Annotated in this window: 17 protein-coding genes, 1 tRNA gene and 1 riboswitch; of the genes, 10 read left to right on the top strand and 8 right to left on the bottom strand. The window is 73.2% G+C overall.

The annotated features are described in order from the left end of the window. Positions 1-33 precede the first annotated feature (33 nt). Positions 34-606, bottom strand: a complete 573-nt coding sequence (locus ACFW9Z_RS25440) for an SMI1/KNR4 family protein (protein ID WP_384644772.1) — start codon at positions 604-606, stop codon at positions 34-36. Positions 607-693: 87 nt separating this feature from the next. Here ACFW9Z_RS25440 and ACFW9Z_RS25435 point away from each other — a divergent pair, with 87 nt between their 5' ends. The 6 genes from ACFW9Z_RS25435 to ACFW9Z_RS25410 all read left to right on the top strand — a co-directional run bounded on the left by ACFW9Z_RS25435 (position 694) and on the right by ACFW9Z_RS25410 (position 6,211). Then, positions 694-1,083, top strand: coding sequence for a hypothetical protein (locus ACFW9Z_RS25435; RefSeq protein WP_384644770.1), 390 nt, complete (start codon positions 694-696; stop codon positions 1,081-1,083). A gap of 15 nt (positions 1,084-1,098) precedes the next feature. Then, positions 1,099-1,172 (top strand) — tRNA-Met (locus tag ACFW9Z_RS25430). 135 nt (positions 1,173-1,307) lie between these two features. Then, positions 1,308-2,126: a MerR family transcriptional regulator gene (locus tag ACFW9Z_RS25425; RefSeq protein ID WP_384644768.1), complete on the top strand. Its 819-nt coding sequence runs from the start codon at positions 1,308-1,310 to the stop codon at positions 2,124-2,126. 142 nt (positions 2,127-2,268) lie between these two features. Next, on the top strand, positions 2,269-3,597 hold the full coding sequence (locus ACFW9Z_RS25420) for a PP2C family protein-serine/threonine phosphatase (RefSeq protein ID WP_384644971.1): 1,329 nt from the start codon (positions 2,269-2,271) through the stop codon (positions 3,595-3,597). 207 nt (positions 3,598-3,804) lie between these two features. Continuing rightward, positions 3,805-3,957, top strand: a riboswitch (cyclic di-AMP (ydaO/yuaA leader). A gap of 11 nt (positions 3,958-3,968) precedes the next feature. Further along, positions 3,969-5,012, top strand: coding sequence for a M23 family metallopeptidase (locus tag ACFW9Z_RS25415; RefSeq protein WP_384644766.1), 1,044 nt, complete (start codon positions 3,969-3,971; stop codon positions 5,010-5,012). A gap of 254 nt (positions 5,013-5,266) precedes the next feature. After that, positions 5,267-6,211 carry an aldo/keto reductase gene (locus ACFW9Z_RS25410; RefSeq protein WP_384644764.1) on the top strand — a complete coding sequence of 315 codons (945 nt, stop codon included), beginning with the start codon at positions 5,267-5,269 and terminating at the stop codon, positions 6,209-6,211. A gap of 188 nt (positions 6,212-6,399) precedes the next feature. On the opposite strand, the gene ACFW9Z_RS25405 is transcribed toward ACFW9Z_RS25410, so the two are convergent. The 4 genes from ACFW9Z_RS25405 to ACFW9Z_RS25390 form a co-directional block, all read right to left on the bottom strand. Beyond that, a complete protein-coding gene (locus ACFW9Z_RS25405) occupies positions 6,400-7,974 on the bottom strand; it encodes a PrsW family intramembrane metalloprotease (protein WP_384644762.1) in 1,575 nt (524 codons plus the stop codon). 196 nt (positions 7,975-8,170) lie between these two features. After that, positions 8,171-9,169: a tRNA (guanosine(46)-N7)-methyltransferase TrmB gene (gene trmB, locus ACFW9Z_RS25400; protein WP_384644760.1), complete on the bottom strand. Its 999-nt coding sequence runs from the start codon at positions 9,167-9,169 to the stop codon at positions 8,171-8,173. Then, on the bottom strand, positions 9,162-10,418 hold the full coding sequence (gene lhgO / locus ACFW9Z_RS25395) for an L-2-hydroxyglutarate oxidase (RefSeq protein ID WP_384644758.1): 1,257 nt from the start codon (positions 10,416-10,418) through the stop codon (positions 9,162-9,164). Before lhgO ends, trmB begins: the two co-directional genes overlap by 8 nt. Positions 10,419-10,651: 233 nt before the next feature. Then, on the bottom strand, positions 10,652-12,238 hold the full coding sequence (locus tag ACFW9Z_RS25390; protein ID WP_384644755.1) for a sporulation protein: 1,587 nt from the start codon (positions 12,236-12,238) through the stop codon (positions 10,652-10,654). Between the two features lie 877 nt (positions 12,239-13,115). Between ACFW9Z_RS25390 and ACFW9Z_RS25385 the strand changes: the two genes are divergently transcribed. Further along, on the top strand, positions 13,116-15,227 hold the full coding sequence (locus tag ACFW9Z_RS25385; RefSeq protein WP_384644754.1) for an asparagine synthase-related protein: 2,112 nt from the start codon (positions 13,116-13,118) through the stop codon (positions 15,225-15,227). Positions 15,228-15,389: 162 nt separating this feature from the next. On the opposite strand, the gene ACFW9Z_RS25380 is transcribed toward ACFW9Z_RS25385, so the two are convergent. After that, complete coding sequence (locus tag ACFW9Z_RS25380) at positions 15,390-17,492, bottom strand: sigma-70 family RNA polymerase sigma factor (RefSeq protein WP_384644753.1); 2,103 nt, start codon at positions 17,490-17,492, stop codon at positions 15,390-15,392. A 284-nt stretch (positions 17,493-17,776) separates the two neighbouring features. Then, positions 17,777-18,754: a TetR/AcrR family transcriptional regulator gene (locus ACFW9Z_RS25375; protein WP_384644751.1), complete on the bottom strand. Its 978-nt coding sequence runs from the start codon at positions 18,752-18,754 to the stop codon at positions 17,777-17,779. 343 nt (positions 18,755-19,097) lie between these two features. Between ACFW9Z_RS25375 and ACFW9Z_RS25370 the strand changes: the two genes are divergently transcribed. After that, complete coding sequence (locus ACFW9Z_RS25370) at positions 19,098-20,579, top strand: NAD(P)/FAD-dependent oxidoreductase (protein WP_384644749.1); 1,482 nt, start codon at positions 19,098-19,100, stop codon at positions 20,577-20,579. 471 nt (positions 20,580-21,050) lie between these two features. Then, positions 21,051-22,793 carry a SpoIIE family protein phosphatase gene (locus ACFW9Z_RS25365; RefSeq protein WP_384644747.1) on the top strand — a complete coding sequence of 581 codons (1,743 nt, stop codon included), beginning with the start codon at positions 21,051-21,053 and terminating at the stop codon, positions 22,791-22,793. Positions 22,794-22,820: 27 nt separating this feature from the next. Here the strand turns inward: ACFW9Z_RS25365 and ACFW9Z_RS25360 are convergent, their stop codons facing one another. After that, positions 22,821-24,164 carry an MFS transporter gene (locus ACFW9Z_RS25360; RefSeq protein WP_384644969.1) on the bottom strand — a complete coding sequence of 448 codons (1,344 nt, stop codon included), beginning with the start codon at positions 24,162-24,164 and terminating at the stop codon, positions 22,821-22,823. 149 nt (positions 24,165-24,313) lie between these two features. Here ACFW9Z_RS25360 and ACFW9Z_RS25355 point away from each other — a divergent pair, with 149 nt between their 5' ends. Then, positions 24,314-24,871 (top strand): MarR family winged helix-turn-helix transcriptional regulator, encoded by a 558-nt coding sequence (locus tag ACFW9Z_RS25355; protein ID WP_384644745.1) that lies wholly within the window; start codon positions 24,314-24,316, stop codon positions 24,869-24,871. Positions 24,872-25,202 lie beyond the last annotated feature (331 nt).

Genomic DNA, 25,202 nt, shown 5'->3' with positions numbered 1-25,202 from the left:
CAGGCCGGGCAAGGGCCGGGGCCGGGCCCCCGGCTAAAGGCGTGAGGCGGCGTCGGGCCAGGGGGCCATGGTGAACTCCTCGTAGATCGTGCCCTCCTCGTACCAGCCGGAGCCGGTCAGCCAGGTCTCCAGCCACTCGGCCAGGCTGCCCGCGTCGACGAACCAGCCGCTGGTGACGTCCTGGCCGGTGATCGCGTTCGGCTCGAAGAGCAGGACCGTTCCGTCCTCGCTGAGGCAGTCGACGGCGGCGATCATGGCGCAGCCCCAGTGGAGGATCGGTACGACCGCCTTGGGCCAGGCCCACCAGGTGTCCGTCTCGGGCGGCGGTATGCGGGCCAGATAGCCGTCGACCACGCTGTCCTCCTCGGTGGCCGTTGTCCCGTGGAGAGGGCTGTTGTCCCCGAGAAGGAGGGGGAAGAGCAGGTAATCAGGGCCGTAACCGCCGTCCCCGGCCCTGCGGTAGAGCGCGGCGAGGAGCGGATGCAGCGGGAATCCGAGGCGCTTCTCGGCCGTGGCGAGGGCCTCCGCGGAGACGGGGGGCCGGTGCTCCTTGCTCGTCCTGGCCCTCGCCGAGACACGCTCGATCAGATCGTCGTACTCGTTCATGCCGGGCATCCTCGCCGATACGTCCGACATTCGGCGGCGAGGCTGATGGTGCTGCCCCTCCGTCACGGTCCGGACGCTCCCTCCCTCATGGCCCGGACGCCCCCCCACACCCGGTCCAGGAACCTCGCGATCAGCGGTGCGACGGCGGACAGTTGGTCCTCCAGGGCGAAGTGGCCCGTGTCGAACCGGCACCTCCGGGCGCAGGGCGATGAAGGCGCGGGCGTCCGGTGGCAGGCCCTCCTCGTACTGATCGCGGACGTGTCCGGGGCGCGGGCCTGGCCGGCGCTGGAGGCAGACCGGCTGGAGGAGGCGGTGGGCACGCTCGACGGCGACGATCTGGTCGCCGTCCATCGCGTACGCGAGCACATCGCCTCGGCCCTGTACACCGCCCGCTGCGGCGACCGGGCCCGCTGGCCTGCTGCCCTGCGGAGACGGTGCCTCGGAAAAGTGGTCGGAGCGGTCGCTCCCATGGCGTAGAGTGGTGTTCACCGACGCGGGGTGGAGCAGCTCGGTAGCTCGCTGGGCTCATAACCCAGAGGTCGCAGGTTCAAATCCTGTCCCCGCTACTGAAGATCCGGGCCCGGCACGCAGACTGCGTGCCGGGCCCGAGTCGTTCCCCGGCGTTTCCAGGCCTCGTTGCCCTCAGTCGTCGGCTTTTCCGGGTTGACCTTGACGCAACGTAAAGATCTAGCGTTTCCGGCATGGAGTGGTCCATCCAGGAAATCGCCCGAAGGGCCGGCACCACGAGCCGCACGCTCCGGCACTACGGGGACCTCGGTCTCCTGACGCCGAGCCGGGTCGGGAGCAACGGTTACCGCTACTACGACCAGGACGCCCTCGTCCGGTTGCAGCGCATCCTGCTGCTGCGGGAGCTGGGGCTGTCCCTGCCCGTCATCAAGGGTGTGCTCGAAGGGCAGCGGGACACGGCCGTGGCCCTGCGGGCCCATCTGCTGCTGCTGGAGCAGGAGCAGGCACGCATCGGGCGGCAGATCGCCTCGGTGCGGACCACTCTCCACAAGACGGAGGAGGGGATCGAACTCATGGCCGAGGAAGTGTTCGACGGTTTCGACCACACCGCTCATGAGCGGGAGGTGACCGAGCGCTGGGGGCGTGAGGCGTACGAGGAGGGCGACCGGTGGTGGCGTTCGCTCGGGGAGGAGGGGAAGAAGGCCTTCCTGGACGAGCACGAGGCCATCGCGCGGGACTGGGGGCGGGCCAGGCAGGCCGGGCTCGACGCCGGCGGTGACGAGGCGCAGGACATCGCGCGGCGGCACTGCGCCTGGCTGTCGTCGTCCACGGCACGGGACGAGGGGCCGGGCAGGGCGTCAGGCGAGGAGCTGGGCAGGGCGCCGGGCCACGAGCCGCGCAGCGCGCCGGGCCGCTCGTACGTGATCGGGCTCGGCGAGATGTATGTCGCCGACCCGCGTTTCGGAAAGAACTACGATCGCTACGGAGACGGCACCGCCGCCTTCGTACGGGATGCACTGACGATCTACGCGGAACGGCGGCTCTCCGACTGACCGCGGAGGGCGCGGCGTTCTGGACCGCTTCCCCCTATTTGGCCGATGACGAGTCGCCGCACGGCGCGGCTCCGGGAAGCCTGGACGGGGCGCGGTACCGTCCGCAGCCGTGGCCGGACCGGGCAGGAGTGCACAGGTGGGGATGGCGGAGAAGGGGCGCGGACGCGTGACGGGAAGCTTCGGCGTCCCGGGGCGCGGCATGTCCGGGGCCATGGGGCGCGGGAAGTCCGGTTCTGCCGGGCCGGGGAAGTCCGGGTCCGCGGGGCCGGGGAAGTCCGGGTCCGCCGGGTGGGGGAAGTCCGGGGCCACCGGGCGGGGGAAGCCGGTGGTGGCGCAGAGCCGCGGGACCCGGCGGTTCGTCCGGCTGTTGCCGGTGCTGCTGATCGGCGGCGGGCTCCTCTTCGACTCGATCGCCCCGCCCAACTTCACCGCCGTCCCCCTGTTCGTGGCCGCGCCGCTGATCGCCGCGCCCTTCTTCTCGCTCGCCAGCACCATCCGTACGGGCGTGGCCTCGGTCCTCTCCGTCATCGCGATGCGGCTCTCCGACGGTACGTCCACCGAGGTCGTCCCGGTCATCGAGATGATCACCGTGCTCACCGCCGCGGCCCTGGCCCTCGTCATCAACGGGGTCGTACGCCGCAGCAACGAGCAGCTGGCCTCGGCCCGGGTCATCGCGGAGACCGCCATGCGGGCCGTGCTGCCGACCCCGGCGGAGCGGATCGGCGGGCTCCAGGTGGCCGCGCGGTACGAGGCGGCGCAGGCGGACGAGTTCGTCGGCGGGGACCTGTTCGCGGTGGCGGACACCCCGTACGGCGTACGCCTGGTCGTCGGGGACGTACGCGGCAAGGGGCTGGACGCCGTGGAGGCGGTGGCGGTGATCATCGGCGCGTTCCGGGAGGCCGCCGAGCAGGAGCGGTCCCTGGAGGGCGTGGCGCAGCGGCTGGAGCGGGCGCTGGCACGGGAGGGGACGCGGCGGTACGGGCTGGACGCCATGGAGGGGTTCATCACCGCCGTACTGGCCGAGATCCCGCCGGGTTCGGCCTCGCTGCGGCTCGTCAACCGAGGCCACCCCGAGCCGATCCTGCTGTACGCGGACGGGGCCCTGGAGGTCCTCGCGCCGAGTGTGCCCGCGATGCCGCTGGGGATGGACCTCGGGGTGTGGCCCGACCGGTCCGACGAGTGGGAGATGCCCCCGGGGTCGACGCTGCTCGCCTTCACGGACGGCCTCTCCGAGGCGCGGGACGCGAACGGGGCCTTCTACGATCCGGCGGCCCGGCTGCGCGGCCGGATCTTCCCCGGCCCCGAGGAACTGCTCTCGGCGCTCACCGACGACGTACGGCTGCACACCGGAGGCCGGTCCACGGACGACATGGCGCTGCTCGCGGTGAGCCGGCCGGCGGAGGGGCAGCCGCCGCGGCGGACGACGGTCAAGATCGTCGGCCGGGGCGATGACACGGTGCGTGACCGATGAGCACCACTCCGCATAACAGTTGACACACCATCAGAAAAAGAGGTGTGGGCGAGGGGTCGTCAAGTCGTCCGATTCGGGCCGCTTGTGGGTGGTAAATCCCCGTCGAAGCCGTTAATGATCAACAGGAACAGCTTGGAATCGGGCCCGCCTGTCTATTAACGTTCGATAACGCAGCGCGGTCGTCCCAGCCGTCGTCAGAGACGGCGCCGTGCGCGAGCGCCGAATCCCGCAAGGGAACCGGGGAACCACCTACATGGGGTGAATCGGACGCCTGCGTCTCGTGAGAGGCGGAGGGGCCCGTAGGAGACCTTCCTGCTCCGAACCCGTCAGCTAACCCGGTAGGCGAGAAGGAAGGAAAGGAGTGCGCCCACGTGGCGTCCAACAACCCTGCCCCTGAGGCCCCGTCACCCTTCACTGCCGACGGTCTCGGTGGCCCGGAGCGGACGTGGGAGGAATGGAACCCCACCGCGGAGTCCATCCGTCCCGTGCGCGGCAAGCACCGCGTGGCCAAGCAGCGAGGCCTCGCCCGTAGCTCCACCGTCCTCGGGGTCGGCGTCATAGCGGCCGTCGGTGCGGGTGGCATGGCCACCGCCCAGAGCAAGCCGCCGGTCTCCATCTCCCTTCCCGATTCCATCGTGGACAACCTCCCCGACGCCAAGTCCCTTCCCGGTGTCGGGGCCTTCATGTCCGAGGAGCCCGCGGAGGCCGCGCCGGTCGCCGCGCCGCTCACGGCCGTGAGCCTCACGGCCGCCGAGGCCGAGGAGGGCACGACCGACGCGGGCGAGGCCCTGCGCGCCCGGATCCTCCAGCAGGCCGAACAGCAGCAGGCCAGCGCTGACGCGGAGGCCAAGGCCGCCGAGGAGAAGGCGGCCGCGGAGAAGGCCGCCGCCGACGCGAAGAAGCAGCAGGACGAGGCGGAGGCCGAAGCCAAGGCCAAGGCCGCCGCCGAGAAGAAGGCGGCGGAGGAAGCGGCGGCGAAGAAGGCCGAGGAAGAACGCCTCGCCAAGCTCCGCGCCAGCTTCACCCTGCCCGCCTCCGGGTACACGATCACCTCGACCTACGGCCAGTCCGGCGCGATGTGGTCGTCCGGCCAGCACACCGGCACGGACTTCGCCGGGGCGGCCGGTTCGCCGCTCAAGGCCGTGCACAGCGGCACGATCACGTCGGCCGGCTGGTCCGGTTCGTACGGCTACCGAACGGTCCTCCAGCTGGAGGACGGTACGGAGATCTGGTACGCGCACCAGTCCTCGATCGACGTCTCGGTCGGCCAGAAGGTCAGCACCGGTGACACCATCGGCCGCATGGGCGCGACCGGCAACGTGACCGGCGTCCACCTCCACCTGGAGGTCCGCACCGCGGGCGGCTCGGCCATGGACCCGATCGCCTGGCTGAACAGCAAGGGCCTCAACGTCTGAGACCCCGGTACGTCGTTCGTCGTCGTACCGGAGAGAAACCCCGGTACCACCCAGAACCCTGGTACCACCCAGAACCCCCGGTGCCACCCAGAAGCCTCGGCACCACCCAGAACCCCGGCAGCCCTGACGCTCACCCCCCGACGTCAGGGCTGCCGGTCTGTGCGGGCGCGTTGCGAGTGCCTGCGTCGCGCGCGCGGGCGTGTACGGGCGAGCGGGTGGAATACCGGGATCCGCCACCGCCGTTGAACACCCACATGACTTCTCTGCGCCCGCTCGGCAGCTCCGACCTCCAGGTCTTCCCCCTCTCCCTCGGCGGCAACGTCTTCGGCTGGACGGCGGACGAGGACCAGTCCTTCGCCGTCCTGGACGCGTACGTCGCCGCCGGCGGCAACTTCATCGACACCGCCGACGCCTACACCGCCTGGATCGAGGGCAACCACGGCGGCGAGTCGGAGACCGTCATCGGCAAGTGGCTCGCCTCGCGCTCCAACCGCTCCGACATCGTCGTGGCCACCAAGGTCGGTGCCCACCCCGACTACAAGGGGCTCTCCGCCGCCACCATCAAGGGCGCGGCCGAGCAGTCGCTGCGCCGGCTCGGTACCGACCACATCGACCTCTACTACACGCACTTCGACGACGAGACCGTCCCGGTCGAGGAGATCATCACCGCCCTCGACCAGCTGGTGAAGGACGGCAAGGTCCGCCAGATCGCCGCCTCCAACATCAGCCCCGAGCGCCTCCAGGCCTCCCTGGACTTCTCCGAACGCGAGGGGCTGGCCCGGTACATCGCGCTCCAGCCGCACTACAACCTGGTCTCCCGGCACACCTACGAGGGCCCCCTCCAGGAGACCGCCGCCCGCGCCGGACTCGCCGCCGTCCCGTACTTCGCGCTGGCCGCCGGCTTCCTCACCGGCAAGTACCGCCCCGGTACGACGGTGGAGAGCGCCCGCTCGGCCAAGGCGGGCGAGCACCTGGAGTCGGAGCGCGGCCGCAAGGTCCTCGCCGCCCTCGACAAGGTCGCCACGGAGCGGGACGCCGAGATCGCCACGGTCGCCCTCGCCTGGCTCGCGGCCCGCCCGACGGTCGCGGCCCCGATCGCCTCGGCCCGCACGGTCGAACAGCTTCCGGCCCTGCTGGCCGTGGCGGACCTGGAGCTGACGGAGGCGGAGCGGACCCTCCTCACGGAGGCGTCGGCCTGAGCCGGTCTTCCGTCGACCTCCCTGTGAAGCCTGGGCGGAGCGGTCAAGTGCTCCGGTCGGCCGACGCTTCTTCAGTTCGGCAGTCTCGACCGCTCGGACGAGATGTCCGGCGCTGAGCACGTGCGGCCCATGAGGAGCTGTTCGCTGCCTTCAGGAAGGCGGTACGGAACAGTCCCCTGTGCTGAGGGCTACTGCGGCGGCTGCCGGTGGGTGGTCGGTGCGGGGGTGCCGCTGCTGTGCCAGCCGGAGGGGGTGTGGCCGTACGGGTACTGGGGCGGGGGCTGGGCGCCGTAGCCATAGCCGTATCCGGGGCCGTGACTCTGCGCGTGGCCGTATCCGGGGGCGGGACTCTGTCCGTAGCCGTAGCCGTAGCCGTATGCCTGGCTCTGTCCGTACCCGTATCCCTGGCCGTGCCCGTACGGCATCGGGGGGCGGGGGTACGGGTGCGGGCGCGGGGGTCTGCCTGTGAGGCGGGCGGCCTGGGTGAGGGCCGGGGCCGCGATGTCGCGGCGTTGCCAGAGGTGGTGCAGCAGTTCGCGCTCGCGTTCGGCGAAGTCCGGGCCCACCGCGTCGTGGCGGGCGCGGCGGCGCAGGCCCGCCAGGGAGGTCGCGAACGACTCGTACTCGGCGACCGTGCGCGCCGCCGCCCGGCCCCGGGCCCGGTCCTGCTGACCGTGCCAGTGGCGGGCCAGGTCACGGGCCACGCCCCGGGCCCGCATCGAGGCCAGCGCCAGGGGTTCGGCCGGGGTCAGCCAGCCGGCCGTGGCGTACGCGGGCAGCTCGGCGGCCAGTGTGCGCAGCTCCCGTTGGCGCGACCAGATCGCCAGCCAGGTCAGCAGCCCGAACACCGGGACCATCACCGCCGCGTACACCGCGTAGAAGCCGAGCCCGCCGAAGACCGCCGAACCGTTCCACAGGGCGTGCAGGCCCATCGCGAGCAGCAGGCCGAGCAGCGGCAGGGCGATCCGGCGGACCCGGTGGTGGCGGGCGCTGATGACCGCGAAGCCGAAGCCGAGGCCGGTGAGGACCGTGAACAGCGGATGCGCGAACGGCGACAGCACGATCCGTACGAAGAACGTCCCCACCGTCGTGGCGGCGATGCCCGAACCACCCACCTGCTGGTCCTCGCCGAAGGCGTTGCCCAGGTAGAGGATGTTCTCGGTGAAGGCGAAGCCCGTGGCGGTGAAGCCGGCGATCACGATGCCGTCGACCACGCCCCGGAACTCCCGTCTCCGGAAGATGAAGATCAGCAGGATCGAGAGCGCCTTGGCGCTCTCCTCCACGACCGGCGCGATCACGGTCGCGCCCAGGGCGTCGGCGCTCGCCGGGTCGGCGGTGGCGGTGGCTATCCACCGCATCGCGAGCGAGTTCGCGATGATCGAGACGAGCGCGGCGGCGCACGCTCCCCAGGCGAAGGAGAAGATCAGGTTCCGCCAGGGGCCCGGTTCGACCCGGTCGAGCCAGCGGAAGGCCGCCATCAGGAGCGGCACCGGAAGCACCGCGAGGCCGAGGCCGACGAGGAACCCCTCCGGGCCCGTCTGCTCCCGGACCAGGGCGAGGATCACCAGCCCGCACAGGGCGAGCGCCACGATCACGGCCCCGGCGCGGAACACCTTGCTGCGCCACACCATGCCGACGTGGCGCGGCCGGTACTTCCACCGGCCGCGCTCCGGCACGGCGCCCAGCACCTCGTCGAGCCGCTGCTCGTGGAGGACCGGGACCGCCGGCTGCCGCTGCTGGTACTGCACGGAACCGTCGGACACCCCTTGACCCTAACGAGGAGCACTGACAAACGACGACGGTGCATCCGGCCAGGAGAGGCGAAGACCCCAGCCAGGACCAGCCCAGGAGTGGCCGGGACCAGCCCAGGACCGGCCCAGGACCGGCCCAGGAGTGGCCGGGAGCGGCCAGGAAGTGGGGGGTCAGGAGTGGCTGGGATGTGGTCCTGGCCTGTGCGGGTCAGACGCGGGCGAACAGCAGGTCGTGGACGACGTGGCCCTTGTCCAGGCCCTGGCCCTCGAAGCGGGTGAGCGGCCGGAACGACGGGCGCGGGGCGTATCCGCCGTCCGCCGCCGTGTTCTCGAAGCGGGGGTGCGCGGTCAGCACCTCCAGCATCTGCTCCGCGTACGGCTCCCAGTCCGTCGCGCAGTGGACGATCGCGCCGGGCTTGAGCACCGGGGCCACCAGGTCCAGGAACTCCGGCTGGATCAGCCGCCGCTTGTGGTGCCGGGCCTTGGGCCACGGGTCGGGGAAGTAGACCCGCAGGCCGTCGAGCGAGGCGGGGGCCAGCATCTCGCGGAGGAGGATCACCGCGTCGCCGTTGGCCACCCGTACGTTGGTCGAGCCCGCCTTGTCCGCGAGGCCGAGCAGGTTGCCCTGGCCGGGGGTGTGGACGTCGACGGCGAGGATGCCGGTGCCCGGGTCGTCGGCCGCCATCTGCGCGGTGGCCTCGCCCATGCCGAAGCCGATCTCCAGGACGACCGGGAGGCCGTCGAAGAGCTCGCCCAGATCCAGGACGCGCTTGCCGTCGATGTCCAGGCCCCACGTGGGCCACAGCCGCTCCAGGGCCTCCTGCTGGCCGGTGGTGACCCGGCTGCGGCGCGGCTGGAAGCTGCGGATCCGGCGCTCGTGGTGCGAGCCGGCCGGGTCGGCGGCGGGGCCGCCGGGGAAGCGGGGCTCCTGGCGCAGCCGGCGCGCGCGCTCGAAGGAGGCGGCCCGCAGCGCGGCGGCTTCGTCGGCCGTGAGGTCGGCGGCGGTGGAGTCGACCTTGGCATCCGTGGGATCCATGGCATCCATGGCATCCGTGGCGTCCGTGGGATCCACGGCGTCCGTGGCCGTCGGTCCGGCCAGGACGTCGGCCGCCGTCGAGCCGGTCGCGGCGGGGACATCGGCCGGCGCTTCGGCCGCCCCGGCTTCGGGCGCCGGGACAGGGGTGGGGTTCAGGGGCTGCTCAGACACAATGCCCCGATTCTACGGCGGGCGGCTTCCACCCCGTCTCCTGAGCCCGGCGCAGCGCCCGCCGCGCCACCTCCCGCCCGATCGGCAGGGACGCCGTCGCGGCGGGCGAGGGGGCGTTGAGCACATGCACGGTGTGCGGGGCCTCGCGGATCAGGAAGTCGTCGACCAGCGTGCCGTCCTTCAGCACCGCCTGGGCCCGCACCCCGGCGGGCGACGGGCGCAGGTCCTCCTCCCGCACCCCCGGCAGCAGCCTCCGCACAGCCCGGGTGAAGGCGGACTTCGAGAGCGAGCGGTGCACCTCGCCCGCCCCGTACCGCCAGTGCTTGCGGGCGATGCTCCAGGTGCCCGGCCAGCTCAGCGTGGACAGCAGTTCGGCGGGGCGTACCACCGGCCAGCCGTACCCCTCGCGGGCCAGGGCGGGCACCGCGTTCGGCCCCACGTGGACGGAACCGTCGAACCCCCGGGTCAGGTGGACGCCGAGGAAGGGGAAGGCCGGGTCCGGCACCGGGTAGACCAGGCCGCGCACCAGCTCGGGGCGGGCCAGCTCGTAGTACTCGCCCCGGAACGGCACGATCCGCACCCCCGGGTCGTCGCCCGCGAGCCGGGCCACCCGGTCGCAGTGCAGCCCCGCGCAGTTGACCAGGGTCCTGGCCCGGACCACCAGGCCGTCCGCCGTCCGCACGGCCACGCCCCAGGGGCGCCGGTCCATGGCGGTGACCTCCGCCCCGTACCGCACGACACCTCCGGCGGCGGTCACCTCCGTCGCGAAGCGGGCGGCGACGGCCGCGAAGTCGCAGACGCCCGTGGTGCCGACCCGGATCGCCGCGAGGCCCCGGACCTCGGGCTCGTACTCCGCGATCTGCGCCGGGCCCAGCTCCCGCACCGGCAGTCCGTGCTCGCGGCCGCGCTGGACCAGGCTGTGCAGCCGGGGCAGCTCGGAGCGGTCGGTGGCGACGATCAGCTTGCCGGTGGTGGCGTGGGCGATACCGTGCTCGGCGCAGAAGTCGGCCAGCTCGGCGGAGCCGCGCAGCGCGTACCGCGCCTTGAGCGAACCGGGGCGGTAGTAGATACCGCTGTGGATCACCCCGCTGTTGCGGCCGGTCTGGTGGCGGGCGGGGCCGCGCTCCTTCTCCAGGACCGTGACCCGGGTGCCCGGAGCGGACCGGGTGATCGCATACGCGGTCGACAGACCGACGATCCCGCCGCCGATCACCAGCACATCGCAGTCGTACGCCGCGTGCGTCATCATCACGCCACCTCCCACCCCGATAGTGCACTGACCCACTGACAACGGGCTCAAACCCCATCCGGGCAGGGCGTGGCGCACACGGTGACCGGCGGGCGCCCGGAAACGCACCCGCCGGTCACCCGCAAACGAACGCACCCGCTGGTCACCGCAAACGCACCCGCCGCCCCCAACCTGCGTCCTCAGACCTGCCCCCCGGCCTGCCCCCCCAGGCCTGCCCCCCCAGACCCGCCCCCTCAGACCTGCGTCACCAGCAGCGGCCGGGCCCGCTCCCGCAGCTCGGCCACTCGGGGCTCGTCCCCGTACGGTTCCAGTCGGTGCAGCAGATCGCGTACGTACTCCGTGGTGCGCGCCGAGGAGATCCGCCCCGCCACCTCCACCGCCCGGGCGCCCGCCGCGCAGGCCGCGTCCAGGTTGCCCGACTCCAGTTCGGCGACGGCGGAGACGACGAGCCGCAGTCCGTGGCTGCGGACGAACTCCTCGGTCGGCCGGGAGAGCGCCTGCTCGGTGAAGCGCCGCACCTGCCGGGGCGCCTTGAGGTCCCGGTAGCACTCGGCGGCGTCCGCGGCGAACCGGTCGTAGGAGTAGAAGCCGAGCCACGAGGGGTCGGCGTCGCCCGACCGGGACCGCTCCAGCCACCCCTCGGCCCCCTTGAGCGCGGCCCCCGCCGCCGGCGCGTCGCCCGCCTTCGCATGGGCGCGGGCCTCCACCAGCCGGAAGAAGCTCATGGTGCGGGCGGTGGCGAGGCCCCGGTTGCGCTCCACGGCGGCCTGGGCGAGGTCGACGCCCTCGTCGGCGAAGCCGCGGTAGGTCGCCTGGAGGGACATCGAGGCCAGGACATAGCCGCCCAGCGGTACGTCGGCGGCGGCGCGGGCGAGGCGCAGGGCCTGGATGTAGTAGCGCTGGGCGGCCTCCTGCTGGCCGGTGTCGAAGGCCATCCACCCCGCCAGCCGGGTCAGCTCGGCCGCCGCGCCGAACAGCGCCCGGCCCACCTCGTCGGTGTACGAGCCCAGCAGCAGGGGCGCCGCGTCGACCCTTAAGCACTCCGGGACCATGGAGGAACGCCAGTCCCCACCGCCGTACTTGGAGTCCCAGCGCCGGGCGTCCTGGGCCGCCTCGCGCAGCTTCATCACATCGCTGTGGCCCACCCGCAGCGGCGAGGCGTCCGCGACGGACTCGGGACCGGGCTGTACGGGCACGGAGCCGGAGCCCGGGGAGCCCGCAGGTGTGTGCAGGATGTGTGCGCCCCGCTGCTCCGGTGCGCCCTGCGGTCCGCGCGGACCGGTCGCGCCGGGACCGTCCTGGCCGCCGCCCCGGGCGCCGAGGACCGCCGCCTGTGCCGCCGTCGGATCGCGGGCGACCGACGGATCGGCGGGGGTTATCAGCCAGCGGGACGCGGGTGTCGCGTACGCGCTCACCGAGAACGAACCGGCCAGCGACTGCCAGATCCCGCCGCCGCCCCGGCGCCCGGCCAGATCCAGCCGGTACAGCTCGGTCGCCGACCTGACCGCCTCGCCCACGTCCCGGGGGAAGGCGAGGCCGACCTCCGGCGCGGGGTCCGCGTCGGCGAGACCGATCTCGTGCAGCGGGACCGGCCGGCCGAGTTTGGCCCCGATCGCCGCCGCGATCAGATGGGGTGCCGCACCCTGCGGCACCATCCCCTTGGCGACCCACCGGGCCACCGAGGTCTTGTCGTAGCGAAGTGTCAGACCGCGCTGTGCTCCGAGGTCGTTGACCCGCCGGGCGAGCCCGGCGTTACTGATTCCCGCGAGGGCGAGAACCGTGCCGAGCTTCTCGTTCGGCCCGCGTTGCTCCCTGGACATGCGCCACCCCTCGACACACAGACAGCCGCCGCGTCACCGAGGACGGTGCGCGGCATTCGTACCGATGCCTCCCCAGGTTCGAACCCTCGTACTCCACCTGCACACGCATGTGGCCGAGCCCCGAGGAATATGCCCCCTGCCGAGAACACCAGTAAACACAGCGTAGTTCTCCCCATCCCTACCGTTAAGGGGCAGAGGTCCGTATGGCGGGATTGTTGTCCGTGCGGGCGGCCGGCTCCGCGCTCCGGGGGTGTGCGGACCGGGGTGCGGCGTGCTCCTGGTGTGTGGCCGTGCGCCCGGCCGTGCGCTCTGGCCCGGCCCGTACGGCAGGGGCTTGGCTGGGTACCGCGTGGGTCGGCCCACTGCACTGGACTCAGTGGGCTGGGGGATACCGCCGCTCCATTCCCCGCGGGCGGCGGACCGGTCCGGGAGGTGAGGCCCACCTCCCGGACTGTGCGTGGAGGCCCGCCGCGGGGGGGCGCGGACGGGTGTGCGCGGGCGGCGGAGCCTCATGAGAATGGCTGAATAACGACTGTCCGGTGAGGACTTGGCCAACGGTCCGGCTATGGCCGGATTTCCACCGCTCTTCCCGGGCGGTGGCACTCCTTCCGCTTCCCGGCCCGCCGCCGGTCCGCTGCGGCCGGAGGCGGGGTCACCCCCGGCCGGACACCCCTAACTCCCGGAATTGAAGCTTCCGTTGCCGGAGCCGAGGTGAAGAGACGGGCGGGAGCGCTGCCGGGCCTTTGCCAGGGGCGCATGCTCTTCCGCCGTGCGCCGCCCGTACCCCCTCTCGTACGGCCCTGTCGTGGCAGCATGTCCCGCAGCGGCGGTTCGTTCATGACAGTGCGCCGCTTGTCCACAGCCTGTGGAGGCGGCGATGCGTTGGTTGGTGGGATGGAGCAGTATCGCCGCGAGCTTCGGCACCGTCGGCGCGGTCGGGAACAGCGGTGAGGGGCGCACGGTCCACCCCGTGGGCTCCCAACTCCTGTGGGGCGACCCCGATCCGCTCTGGGCGGTCGGCGACTGGCGCCCCGACGAGATCCGGATCATCGGCGTCGCCACCCCCGAAGGCGCCCCCACCGCCCGCCTCGCCGTCCTCGGCTGCTGCGGGGCCACCGACGAGCAACTGCGCGTCGGGCTGCTCGCCGCGCGCGGCGGGGCGATGCGCCACCTCACCGCCTGGCCGGGCAGCTACACCGCCGTCGTCCAGATCGGCCGCCGCATCACCGTCGCGGGCGATCTGGCCGGAGCCCGGCCCGTCTTCCACACCCCGTGGGCCAACGGCACCGCCTACGCCACCGCCGCCCTGCCGCTGGCCGACCTCATCGAGGCCCAGCTCGACATCGGCCACCTCGCCGCCCTGCTCGCCTGCCCGGAGACGCCGGAGGCGCTCGGCGACGGCACCCCGTACGCCGGGGTGAAGCGGGTCCCGCCGGGCCACGCGCTGATCCTGCGGGAGGGCTCGCGGGAGATCACCGGGTACGAGGCCGTCGCCTCCCTCGCCGTCGCCGCGCCCCAGGTCGACCCGGTGCACGCGGTGGAGGGCGTACGCGACGCGCTCGTCGAAGCCGTACGCGCCCGGCTCACGGCCCCCCGGCACGCCCCCGAGACCCTGCCGCAGGACCCGGGGCCCGTCCCCGGCATGGGCCCCGCCGACCGGCGCGCGGCCCGGGGCGGCCCCGTGGCGGGCATCGGAGCCGACCTCTCCGGAGGCAGCGCCTCCGCCACCCTCGCCCTGCTCGCCGCCGGGCTGCCCGGACTGCCCGGCACCCTCCTCGGCCACGGCACCGGGGCGGGGGAGCGGCTGCTCGCCGTCACCTTCAACGACCTCACCACCCGGGGCCACGAGGACGAGCTGGAGCGGGCCCGCGCCATCGCCGCCAACCCGCGCCTGCACCACGTGGTCGTCGCGGCGGGCGAAGAGGCCCTCCCCTACGTCTCGTTGGGCACGGGCGCGCTCACCGACGAACCGGGCCCCTCCCTCGTCGTCGCCGAACGCCACCGCCGCCGCCTCGCCGCGGGCAGCGCCGACCATCTGGTGGGGCACGGCGCCCGGCAGGTCCTGGACGCCCACCCGGCCCGCCTCGCCGACCTCCTGATGGACCGGCGCAGACGCCACCTCCTGCGTCCCGTCGCCGCCCTCACCAAGGCCGAAGGCCCCTCGGCGCACTCCCTGTTCGTCCCGCTGACGCTCTACCGCGCGGCCCGCCGCCTGGCCCGTACGTCGTACCGCACCGGCCTGGAGACCGCCGCCGGACTCCTCCCCGACGCCAACCGGTACGCCCCCGACCTCGCCACCCCCGCCGACGCCTCGCTCGCCGCCCTCGCCTGGTCGCGCCCGGGCCCGGCGGCCCGCTGGCTGACGGGCGAGGCGCTGGCCGAAGTATCGGTTCGCCTCCAGGAAGCGGCGATCCGGCCCACCTCCGTACAGCGCCCCGGCGAGGCCCGCGCCCGCGCCACTCTCGCCCGCGCCGCCGCCGACCACCGCATCCTGGAGCAGGCGGCGGAGATCCGGAGCCAGCGCCTGCACGCCCCGTTCCTGGACAACCAGGTGGTACGGGCCGCCCGCGCGCTCCCCGAGTCGCTGCGGGTCCAGCCGGGCGCCCGCGCCGCGATCCTGCGCCGGGTGCTGGGCGGGGCGGGCATCCACGACCTGCCGCCCGGCTGGGGCGCCCCCTCCCAGGCCACCTCCACCGCCGTCACCCGTATCGGCCTTCGGACCGCGCTGCCGGACCTGATGGCCCTGTTCGACGCACCGCTCCTCGCCGACGCGGGGCTGGTCGAGGCGCGTGTCGTACGCAAGGCCCTGCGCGCCGCCTCGGAGGGCGAGCCGCTCCCGCTGGACGGCCTGGCCGAGCTGGCCTCCACCGAGCTGTGGCTGCGCCGGCTGCTGGCCCGCCGGGGCACCTGCTGGACGGGTACGGCGGCGCCGCGCCAGCGCGCGGTGGCGGGCGGCGTGGCCCCGTCCCGGCGCACGCTCCAGCCGTGACGTGGCACTGTCCCCGGCAGTGACGTGGCACCGCTCCGGGCGTGACGTGGCACTGTCCCCGGCAGTGACGTGGCACCGTCCCCGGCAGTGACGTGGCACCGTCCCCGGCAGTGACGTGGCACCGTCCCCGGCAGTGACGTGGCACCGCCCCTGTCCGATGGCTCAGGTACAGCTGATCCGGGACTCCGCCCAGTCGGCCAGGGCGACCCCGCCGAGCGGCCCCTCGGGCTCCACCACCAGCCGGATCGACGACTGTCCGGTGATCCCGACGCTGACCGGCACGGCGGGGGCGCCGCCCGCCATGACGGGGGAGCGCCACAGCCGCGTCCCGTCCCCGTCGAACACGGAGAAGCGGACCGCGCCCAGCCCCATCGTCAGGTCGTCGACCCCCACCATCGCCTCGTAGCGGGTGCACGGCCGGTTCAGCTGGATGGTCACCGAGGACCGGGCGTGCACGGTGACCCCGTGCGCGTACCGCGTATCGGCGATCGACACGTTCGAACGCTGCCAGACCCAGCTGCTTTGGCCCGTCACCACTTCCGGCTCGGTGTGGTCGCCGAACACGGAGTGCGAGAGCTCGCTGACCTGGTAGACGGTCGGGGCGGGCGGGGGCGGCTTCGGGCTCGGTGTGGGCGTCGGCGTGGGAGCCGGGGACGGCGGCGGGCTCGGCGCGGGTGGCGCGGGCTCCGGCGGCTCGGGGGAGGGGGTCGGCTCGGCGCTCGGCGGAGTCGGCTCCGGTTCGGGCCGCGTCGGTACGGGCTCCGGATCGGGCGCGGGCGGCTCCGGCTCCGGCGATGCGGGCGGTACGGGGGCGGGTGCGGCCGGAGCTTCCGGTTCCGCAGCGGGCGGCTCGGGAGCGGGCGGCTCCGGCGACGGAAGCGCGGGGGCCACCGCCGGGGGCTTCGCCACGGGCTTGGGCTCCGGCTTCGGCTGGTCGTCGCCGACGAGCGCCCACACCAGACCGGCGGCGGCCGCCACGGCCACGGCGGCGGCGATCCCTGCCTTGGCGGGCGCGCCGAGCCCTTCCGAGGCGGCGGCGCCCCCGGCGGACCCGGTGGAGGAGCCCGCGGCGCCTGTGGAAGCGGCCCCGGCGGAGCCCGATCCGGTGGCCGCCGCTGCGGCTCCCGCCCCGGCCGCCCCGGCGGCTCCGCCCGCCACGACACCCGCTGCCTTGAGCGAGTAACCGGCGGCGAACCAGCCGATGACCGCGATCGGCAGCAGCGCCGGAATCCCGGCGTTCACATGCTCCAGCTCGCCCGCTGCCACCCGGCACTTCGCACATTCGTCGAGGTGCTTGCGCAGCCCGCGCTCGGCTCGCATCCGCAGCCCGCCCCGGGCGTAGGCGCCGAGCCGGTCGGCGTACTGCGCACAGTCGCCGCCGGTCGTGAGCGCCTGGCTCACATGGGCCTGGAGGTACGCCTGCTTGAGCCCTTCACGGGCCCGACTGGCCAGTACGGCGGTGGCGTTGGCGGTCAGCCCGAAGAGCGGGGCGATCTCGCTGGGCGACTCCTCCTCCACCGTGGTGTGCCAGAGCACCGCCTGCCAGCGCTCGGGCAGGCTCCGGAACGCCTCCATCGCCATCGACTGGTCGGCCTCGTGCATGGCCAGCACATCGGCGCCGAGGTCGAGGGTGTCGTCGTCGGAGAGCTCCGAGGTGCGCGAGGCCTGCGCGGCGAACACCGCGAAGTCGTCGACCAGCTGCTCCCGCTTGGCGCTCTTCGTCCAGGCGGCGGCGACATGGCGGACGGCGGTCATCAGATAGGCCCGGACGGCCTCCTGCGGCCCCTTCCCGCCCCGTACGGCCTGGAGCGTGCGCGCGAACACCTCGGCGGTCAGGTCGTCGGCGGTGTGCCCGTCCCGGCAGCACGTACGGGCGTACCGGCGGACCGCGCCCGAGTGGCGCCGGAACAGCTCCTCGTAGGCGAGGTTGTCCCCCTCGCGCATGCCCTCGATCAACTGGGCGTCGGACAGCCCGGTGTCGGGGGACCCGACGCGCCCCTCGCGCTGGGGCGGCACCGCGTACGCACCGGGCCCCTCGTCCTCGGCAGGGGCGGGCCACGGACCGGGCAGGACCGTTCCGCCCTCGGCATCACCCTCCGACGGTCCGCCGCCCGACGAGGCGCCGCCCGACGAGCCGCCGTTCGATGACCCGCCGCGCCCGGTCTGGGCCGGCACCTGTCCGGAGGGCAGCCCGCCGGCCTTCGTGCCCCCGCCCGCCGCAGCGATCTCGTCGAGCGGCTCTTCCTGCTGCTCGTTACCGCTCATCGCGGAAGCCCCCGTATACACCCTCGGACCCGAATACCGGCCAAGAGTGCCACATGGCTCAATCGCGTTGGACCCTCAGTCCTGGCAACCACTCATCCGGGGCGTTTTCTCGAATATGAGTACTGGAGATCACCCTTTCGGGGAATGGATGCCTGCTGTTTCGCCTCCCGGACCCCGCTCACCCGTTCGTGGCGGCTGGGCGGCTGGGCGGCTGGGCGGCTGGGCGGCGCGGCGGCGCGGCGGGACGACGACAACATGCCGCCCACCCACCACGCCACCCACCGTCATACACCAGGCCGGGACCGCAGCCCCTCCAGCAGGATGTCCAGCAGCCGGGTCGAAGCCGCCGCCTGCTGGGCGGCGTCCGGCAGTGACGGGGCGGCCGTGGCGATGACCAGCAGCACATCGGCCACCGTCACATCCCGGCGCAGCTCACCCGACTCCCGGGCCCGGTCCACCAGTCGGCCCACGACCTCCAGCAGCTCCGCCGCGCCCGAGTCCTCACCGAGCCCGTCGAACCCGTCGCCGCCCCCGGTCCGCCGCCCGACGGCGCGGAAGTCGGCCTGGGCCACTCCCTGCCGCTGCTGCGGAACGCGGGCCTCGTCCCCCGCCTCACCCGGAGCCGAACCCGGCACCGGCACCGGCGTCGGCACCGCACCCGGCTCCTCCGCCTCGGCCTCGACCCGCAGCACCTGCGGCGGCAGCAGCCTGCCCGCCCCCGATGCCACCGAGGTCCGCAGGAAGCGGGAGAGCGCCGACCAGGGCTCCTCCTCCTGCCCCAGAGCCGTACGCGCCTGCTCGGTCAGCCGGGAGGTCTCCTCCTCGGCTATCCGCCGCACCAGCACGTCCTTGCTGGGGAACCGCCGGTAGACGGTGCCGACCCCGACCCGGGCGCGGCGAGCCACGTCCTCCATCGGGGCGCCGTACCCCAGCTCACCGAACACCTCACGCGCGGCCCGCAGCACGTGCTCCAGGTTGCGCTGCGCGTCGACGCGCAGCGGAGCCGAACGCGGAGCGCCCGCAGGTGGTGAGGTGGCCGTGACCGCGCCCGTCGGCCCGTTCGCGGCAGGACCGGCCGGAGCCGCCCCTGCCGCGGCCGCGCCTGTCACGGCCGCGCCGATCGCCGCCGCGCTCACCGCCGCCGCCGAACGGACGGCGTCGGCCGAGCTCATGACGCCGAGCGCTCCCACGGAGCCCAGGCGACCGTGGTCCCTGGACGTGTGCGAGAGCGCGGACTGCCCATGCGAATCCTGAATATGCATAACTTTCCCCCGGTTATGACGTCTCCCCCCGGAGACTTCCCCGCCGTGTCAGTCGGGGAGCGAGCACAACGAAATCCGCACCCGGTACCCGACGGGATACGAACATAGTTGAGCCTGCGTCAATTCAGAAGGGGGTAGTTCCGTATGGTGAGCACCCCGATCAGGCCAGAAACGGGCAGATCCCCCGCAGACTCCCGCCCAGGTGTCTCCCGCACCCTGCCTGACCTGCACGGCTGTCGTCCCGCCTGCTCGACCGGCCGGGGCCGCCCCGCCGGGCCCTCCGGTCACACAATTTGCCGGGCCTGTGGACAAACCACTGACTCCGTTGCGTCATGGGGTGGTGATGGCTCCAGATTCCCGGGGGACGACCCCCGGCACCCGGCCAGGTGTGCGCATTCTCGTCGTCGGCGGCGGCTACGTGGGCATGTACACAGCGCTGCGTCTCCAACGGAAGCTGAAGCAGAGACTCAGGAGCGGGGACGCCGAGATCGTGGTCGTCACGCCCGAGCCGTACATGACGTACCAGCCGTTCCTCCCCGAAGCGGCCGCCGGCTCGATCTCGCCGCGCCATGTCGTCGTACCGCTGCGCCGCGTCCTGAACCACTGCACGATCGTCATCGGCGAGGCCGACCGCATCGACCACGCCAAACGCACCGCGACCGTCACCACCCTGGCCACGGCGGAGGACGGCACCGGCGCCCTGGAGATCGGGTACGACGAGATCGTCATCGCCCCCGGGTCCGTGTCGCGCACCCTCCCCGTGCCCGGCCTCGCCGACTTCGGCATCGGGTTCAAGACCGTCGAGGAAGCCATCGGGCTCCGTAACCACGTCATCGAACAGATGGACATCGCGTCCGCCACCCGCGACCCCGCGATCCGCGACGCCGCGCTGACCTTCGTCTTCGTCGGCGGCGGCTACGCGGGCGTGGAGGCGCTCGCCGAGCTGGAGGACATGGCCCGCTACACGGCGCGGTACTACCACAACATCAAGGCCACGGACCTGAGATGGATCCTGGTCGAGGCCTCCGACCGCATCCTCCCCGAGGTCGGCGAGGCGATGGGCCGGTACGCCGTCGGCGAGCTGCGCGGCCGGGGCGTCGACGTACGCCTCGAAACCCGCCTCGCCACCTGTGAGGACCGCGTCGCCGTCCTGAGCGACGGCTCCCGCTTCCCCACCCGCACGCTCGTCTGGACCGCGGGCGTCAGACCGGCCCCGCTCCTGGCCGCCACCGACCTCCCCCTCACCGAACGCGGCCGCCTCCGCTGCACCGCCACCCTCGGCGTCGAGGGCGTGCCGCACGCCTGGGCCGCGGGCGACGCCGCCGCCGTCCCCGACCTGACCGCCGCCGAACCGGGCACGGAGACCGCCCCCAACGCCCAGCACGCCGTCCGCCAGGCGAAGGTCCTCGCCGACAACGTCCTCGCGGCGGTCGAGGGCCACCCTCCGAAGGAGTACCGGCACGCGTACGCGGGATCGGTCGCCTCCCTTGGCCTGCACAAGGGCGTCGCCCACGTCTACGGTCGCAAGCTCAAGGGGTACCCCGCCTGGCTGATGCACCGCACGTACCACCTCAGCCGGGTGCCCACGTTCAACCGGAAGGCGCGCGTCCTTGCCGAATGGACCCTGGCCGGACTCTTCAAACGGGAGATCGTCTCCCTCGGCTCGCTCGAACACCCACGGGCCGAATTCGAACTCGCGGCCGGTGGCGGCGGCGCGGCCACCGCACCACGCCCCGGCACCCTGCCCCGCGCCGACTCCGACGAGAGGCCGGAGGACCCGCCGGAAGCCCCGCCGGGCACCCTGCCACCGCAGACACCGCGCTGACGGCCGGTCGGACCGGCGGCGGCAGGTCCCGGCAGCGGCAGGACCGACGGCAGCACCGACCGCAGGACCAACGGCCGGACCACCGCACGTACGCCGTTCGGACGCCGTCAGGACAGCGGCCGGACGGCGACTGTCAGTACGGTCGGTCACACTGGACGTGTGACCATAGGTGGGCCCACACCTGCACAGAGTGACCCGGCCGGCAGTGACCGACAGTGACGCACCAAGTGACCAGCAGCGACGCACCAACAGCACGACGAGGCCCGGCTGCGCCTTCCCGGGGGTACGGCCCCCGGTGCCTTCGAACCCTGCAGAAGAACCGGCAGATCCGGCAGAAACACCGGCAGAAACACCGGATGAAGAGCCGACTGATGATCCGGCTGAAGAACCGGTAGAAGCGCCGGCGGAGAAACCGGCAGAAGAAGCAGCCCGCCCGAGCGGACCAGACCGACACACGAGGCCAGAAATTCCGTGAACTTCACGCGTTGGAGCGCCCGCCTTCCCGGAACGCAGCGCCGAGCCGCCGCGCGGGACGACCGCAGTCCCGTGCCCGCGGCCCGGGCCGAGTACGCCCAGGCGCAGGCCGCCGCCACCCTGCCCGACGGCGCCGCGCCCCCGGCACCACCCGAATCCGCCCCCGCCCCGGCCGTCCCCGGCCCCGCCCTGGACGACCTCTCGGCCCGCGAGATCCTCGGCCGGCTCCCCGTCGCCGTGGCCCTGCTGCACGGCCCGGACCACCGTGTCGCGTACGTCAACGACGCGTACGAGGCCGCGTTCGGCCCCCGCCCCTCCGGCGCCCCCGCCACCGAGGCCCTGCCCGAGCTCGCCGAGCTGAGCGTGCTGCCCCTGCTGGACCAGGTCCTGCGCAGCGGCACCGCCCGTACGGTCAAGTCCCGCAGGACCGCCGGAGGCAGCTCGTACACCGTGACGTGCACCCCGGTAGCCGCCTGGGAGACCACCGACGACAAGCCCGGCAAGGGCGAGAGCAGGAGCAGGGAAGACGGCAAGGGAGACGGCAGGAGCGAGGGAGGCGTCCTCGTCTACGCGGCCGACGTCACCGACCACGCCGAGGCCGCCGAGCGCCTGCGCACCAGCGAGCGCCGCCACCGCGAGACGGCCGTCACCCTCCAGCGCTCCCTGCTCCCGCAGGAGCTGGAACAGCCCGACGACCTCCGGATCGCCGCCACCTACCAGCCCGGCGGCACCGACGCGGCCGTCGGCGGCGACTGGTACGACGTCATCACCCTCGGAGCGGGCCGCACCGCCCTGGTGATCGGCGACGTGATGGGCCGGGGCGTCCGGGCCGCCGCCGTGATGGGCCAGCTCCGGACGGCGGTCCGCGCCTACGCCCGGCTCGATCTCCCGCCGCACGAGGTGATCCAGCTGCTGGACGTCCTCGCCTCCGAGATCGACGCCAGCCAGATCGCCACCTGCGTCTACGCGGTCCACGACCCGAACGAGGGGCTGCTCGTCTACGCCTCCGCCGGCCACCTCCCGATCCTCGTCTGCGACGACGACGGCACGGTCCACCGCGCCGCCGAACCCACGGGGCCGCCGCTCGGCACCGGCGGCTGGATCCACACCTCGGGCACGATCGCGCTGCCGCCCGGCTCCACCGCCGTCCTCTACACCGACGGCCTGGTCGAGCGCCGTAGCGAGGACATCGACGAGGGCGTCGCCTCCCTCGCCCGCGCCCTCTCCGGGGCCAAGGGCTCACCGCAGGTGGTCTGCGACCGGCTGATCCGCTCCCTGGGGGTGACCGCCGAGCACGACGACGACGTGGCGGTCCTGGTGGTCCAGCACCCCGCGCGTACGGGGGCGAGCGCGGAGCTGTTCCACAACGCCGCGCTCGACCTGCTCGGCGGAATCGAGGCCACCCCGCGCGCCCGCGCCTTCGCCACCGGGGTCCTGACGTCGTGGCGCTTCCCGGTCGAGCTCCGCGACCTCGGCGTGCTCGCCGCCAGCGAGCTGGTCGCCAACTCGCTCCAGCACGGCACTCCGCCGATGCGCCTGGGGCTGCGCCGCACCGACCGCCGCCTGATCATCGAGGTGACCGACGGCGACGACCACCTGCCGCGCCGCCGCCAGGCCGAACCGGCGGACGAGGCGGGACGCGGCATCGAGATCATCGCGTCGATCGCCACCTCCTGGGGCAGCCGCCGCACCCCGGGCGGCGGCAAGGCGGTCTGGTGCGAGTTCGCCCTGCCCCGCTGACCCTCTGCCGGGGCCCCGCCGCCCGGCTCAGCGACCGGCGGTGGCGGCCGCGGCCGTCGGCGCGGTGACCGACACAGCCCGGTCGGCCGCCTCCGCACCGCTCTCCCCGCCCTCGGGCAGCGACACCGCCACCACCCGCGAGGGGGCGGGGGCCAGCAAAGGCTGGTCCTGTACGGGGGTGAGCCGGCGCCCCAGCCGCAGCGCGAGCACCGTGATGCCCAGCGAGAACAGCACGAACGTCACGATGTACGGGCCGTGCAGCGAGGCCCCCATCGGCCCGCCGACCGCGGGACCGACCGCGAGGGCGAGCTGCTTGCACAGGGCGAAGGCCGAGTTGTACTGCCCGACCATCGACTCCGGCGCCAGATCGGCGACCAGCGGCGCCACGGTCGGCGACAGCATCGCCTCGCCGAGCCCGAACAGGGCGTACGTCGAGATGAACGCGGCCGTCGCCATGGCCTGGCTGCCGTGCCCGAGCCCCGCGTACCCGGCCACGATCCAGGCGAGGGCCCAGATGAGGCCGACGGCCGCGATGACCCGGCTGCGCCGCCGCCGCTCCACGAGCCGCAGGACGACGAACTGCGCGATGACGATGACCGCGGTGTTGGCGGCCAGCGCGAAGCCGAGCGTGGAGGGCTGGATTCCGGCGGCCTCGGTGCCGTACGCGGCGAGACCGGACTCGAACTGCCCGTAGCAGGCGAAGAACAGCACGAACCCCAGCACGCACAGCTGGACCATCGCCCGGTGCGAGAGCAGCGCCCGCATCCCGCCCTTCGCGCCGCCGTCACCCGGACGGTCCACGCCGATGGAAGCCGTACGGGGCATCCGCACGGTCACCGCGACGACGCCGAGGACCACGAACATCACGGCCTCGATCAGGAACAGCAGGGTGAAGCTGGCCGGACGGTTCACGTCCACGAGCTGCCCGCCGACCAGACCACCGAGGCCGAGGCCCAGGTTCTGGAGGAAGAACTGCATGGCGAAGGCGCGCGTACGGGTGGCGGTGCTGGAGCACCACACGAGCATGGTGGCCAGGGCGGGCTGCATGACGGCGGTGCCCGCACCCAGGAGCGCGGCCGACAGCACGGCGGCCGGCACGGTGCTCGCGTACCCCAGGGCCGCGGCACCCACGGAGGCGAGGCCGGCGGCCACCACCAGCACGGGCAACGGGCCCCGCCGGTCGATGGCCCGCCCGGTGAACGGCAGAACGGCCAGCGCTGCCATCGCGAAGACGGCCAGCACGACTCCCGCCGTACCGGCGCCCAGATCCCGCACCTGCGCCACGTAGACGTACAGATACGGAACGGTGAACCCAAGCCCGAACGCGCTCAGCGCGCTGCCCAGCTGGATCCGCCGCAGCGCTGCGCCCATCTCCCTGGTCACACTCACCTACCTCAAGGTCTAGAAGTTTCAGAGCCCAGAACGAACTCAGACTCGAAGACTTTAGCACTAAACTTAGAAGGTGAAAACTACAGCCTGAAGGACTTCAAGGGGCGTGAGGGCGTGCCATACTGCCCGCCATGTCTGAGAGCACCGAGGAGCCCGGCCCCCACGAGCCGAGCCTCGACGAACAGATCGCCGCCTATCAGCGCGAGTTCCGCGACCTCGACCCCCAGGTCGAACAGGTCGTCTCCGCGCTGGGCCGCCTGAACCGCCGCATGAACGTCGCGTACGGGAGACAGGTCGCCGCCCTCGGCATCAGCAACGCCGAGTGGGAGGTCCTCAAGACCCTCGTCCTCTCGGGCGCCCCCTACCGCCTCGGCCCCGGCGAGCTTGCGAAGCGCCTCGGCCTCACCCCGGCCGCCATGACCCACCGCATCGACCGGATGGCGGGCGAAGGCCTCGTCACCCGGGACCGCGACGAGAACAACCGGGTCCGCGTCATCGTCGAGCTGACCGACGAGGGCCGTACGAAGTGGCTGGAGGCGATGCGGATGGCCACCGACTTCGAGGAGGACCTCCTCCAGGACCTCTCCGGCGACGAACGCGGAGTCCTGGGCGAACTCCTGATCCGCCTCCTGCGCCGCGTGGAGCACGCCCAGCCGGACGCCGGCGGCCGCCTCACCGACCTGGACTGAGACGACCTGGGCAGGCCCCGGCAACGGGGCGCGGGGCGGGGTTGACACACCCCCGCCCGTTCCGTAAAGTTCTTCGAGTTGTCACGGGGCCGGAACGGTTCTGCGACAACCGATCCCGCCGCACACGCGGCAACCAAACTTCAGCACGACCTCCCAACCGGGAGAATTTCGGCATGCCGGAATTCATTTCGAACGGCCCGATTATGAGCCGCCGGGAGAATCCGCTAGAGTTTGAGCGTCGGAACGGCCCAACGGCCGGGAAGACAAGCCCCGCTGACTGGGAGTCAGGCCCGAAAGGATCTGATAGAGTCGGACTCGCCGGAAAGGGAAA

Source organism: Streptomyces sp. NPDC059452 (assembly GCF_042750035.1).
In the GTDB taxonomy this organism is placed as follows: domain Bacteria; phylum Actinomycetota; class Actinomycetes; order Streptomycetales; family Streptomycetaceae; genus Streptomyces.
Note: the sequence above shows the minus strand (reverse complement) of the source record. Positions and strands in the feature narration are given on the sequence as shown.

Bases quoted from the DNA above. Each gene is read 5' to 3' on its own strand.
- ACFW9Z_RS25440 (WP_384644772.1), bottom strand. From the start codon at position 606: ATGAACGAGTACGACGATCTGATCGAGCGTGTCTCGGCGAGGGCCAGG.
- ACFW9Z_RS25435 (WP_384644770.1), top strand. From the start codon at position 694: ATGGCCCGGACGCCCCCCCACACCCGGTCCAGGAACCTCGCGATCAGC.
- ACFW9Z_RS25425 (WP_384644768.1), top strand. From the start codon at position 1,308: ATGGAGTGGTCCATCCAGGAAATCGCCCGAAGGGCCGGCACCACGAGC.
- ACFW9Z_RS25420 (WP_384644971.1), top strand. From the start codon at position 2,269: ATGGCGGAGAAGGGGCGCGGACGCGTGACGGGAAGCTTCGGCGTCCCG.
- ACFW9Z_RS25410 (WP_384644764.1), top strand. From the start codon at position 5,267: ATGACTTCTCTGCGCCCGCTCGGCAGCTCCGACCTCCAGGTCTTCCCC.
- lhgO (WP_384644758.1), bottom strand. From the start codon at position 10,418: ATGATGACGCACGCGGCGTACGACTGCGATGTGCTGGTGATCGGCGGC.
- ACFW9Z_RS25390 (WP_384644755.1), bottom strand. From the start codon at position 12,238: ATGTCCAGGGAGCAACGCGGGCCGAACGAGAAGCTCGGCACGGTTCTC.
- ACFW9Z_RS25385 (WP_384644754.1), top strand. From the start codon at position 13,116: ATGCGTTGGTTGGTGGGATGGAGCAGTATCGCCGCGAGCTTCGGCACC.
- ACFW9Z_RS25380 (WP_384644753.1), bottom strand. From the start codon at position 17,492: ATGAGCGGTAACGAGCAGCAGGAAGAGCCGCTCGACGAGATCGCTGCG.
- ACFW9Z_RS25375 (WP_384644751.1), bottom strand. From the start codon at position 18,754: ATGCATATTCAGGATTCGCATGGGCAGTCCGCGCTCTCGCACACGTCC.
- ACFW9Z_RS25370 (WP_384644749.1), top strand. From the start codon at position 19,098: ATGGCTCCAGATTCCCGGGGGACGACCCCCGGCACCCGGCCAGGTGTG.
- ACFW9Z_RS25360 (WP_384644969.1), bottom strand. From the start codon at position 24,164: ATGGGCGCAGCGCTGCGGCGGATCCAGCTGGGCAGCGCGCTGAGCGCG.
- ACFW9Z_RS25355 (WP_384644745.1), top strand. From the start codon at position 24,314: ATGTCTGAGAGCACCGAGGAGCCCGGCCCCCACGAGCCGAGCCTCGAC.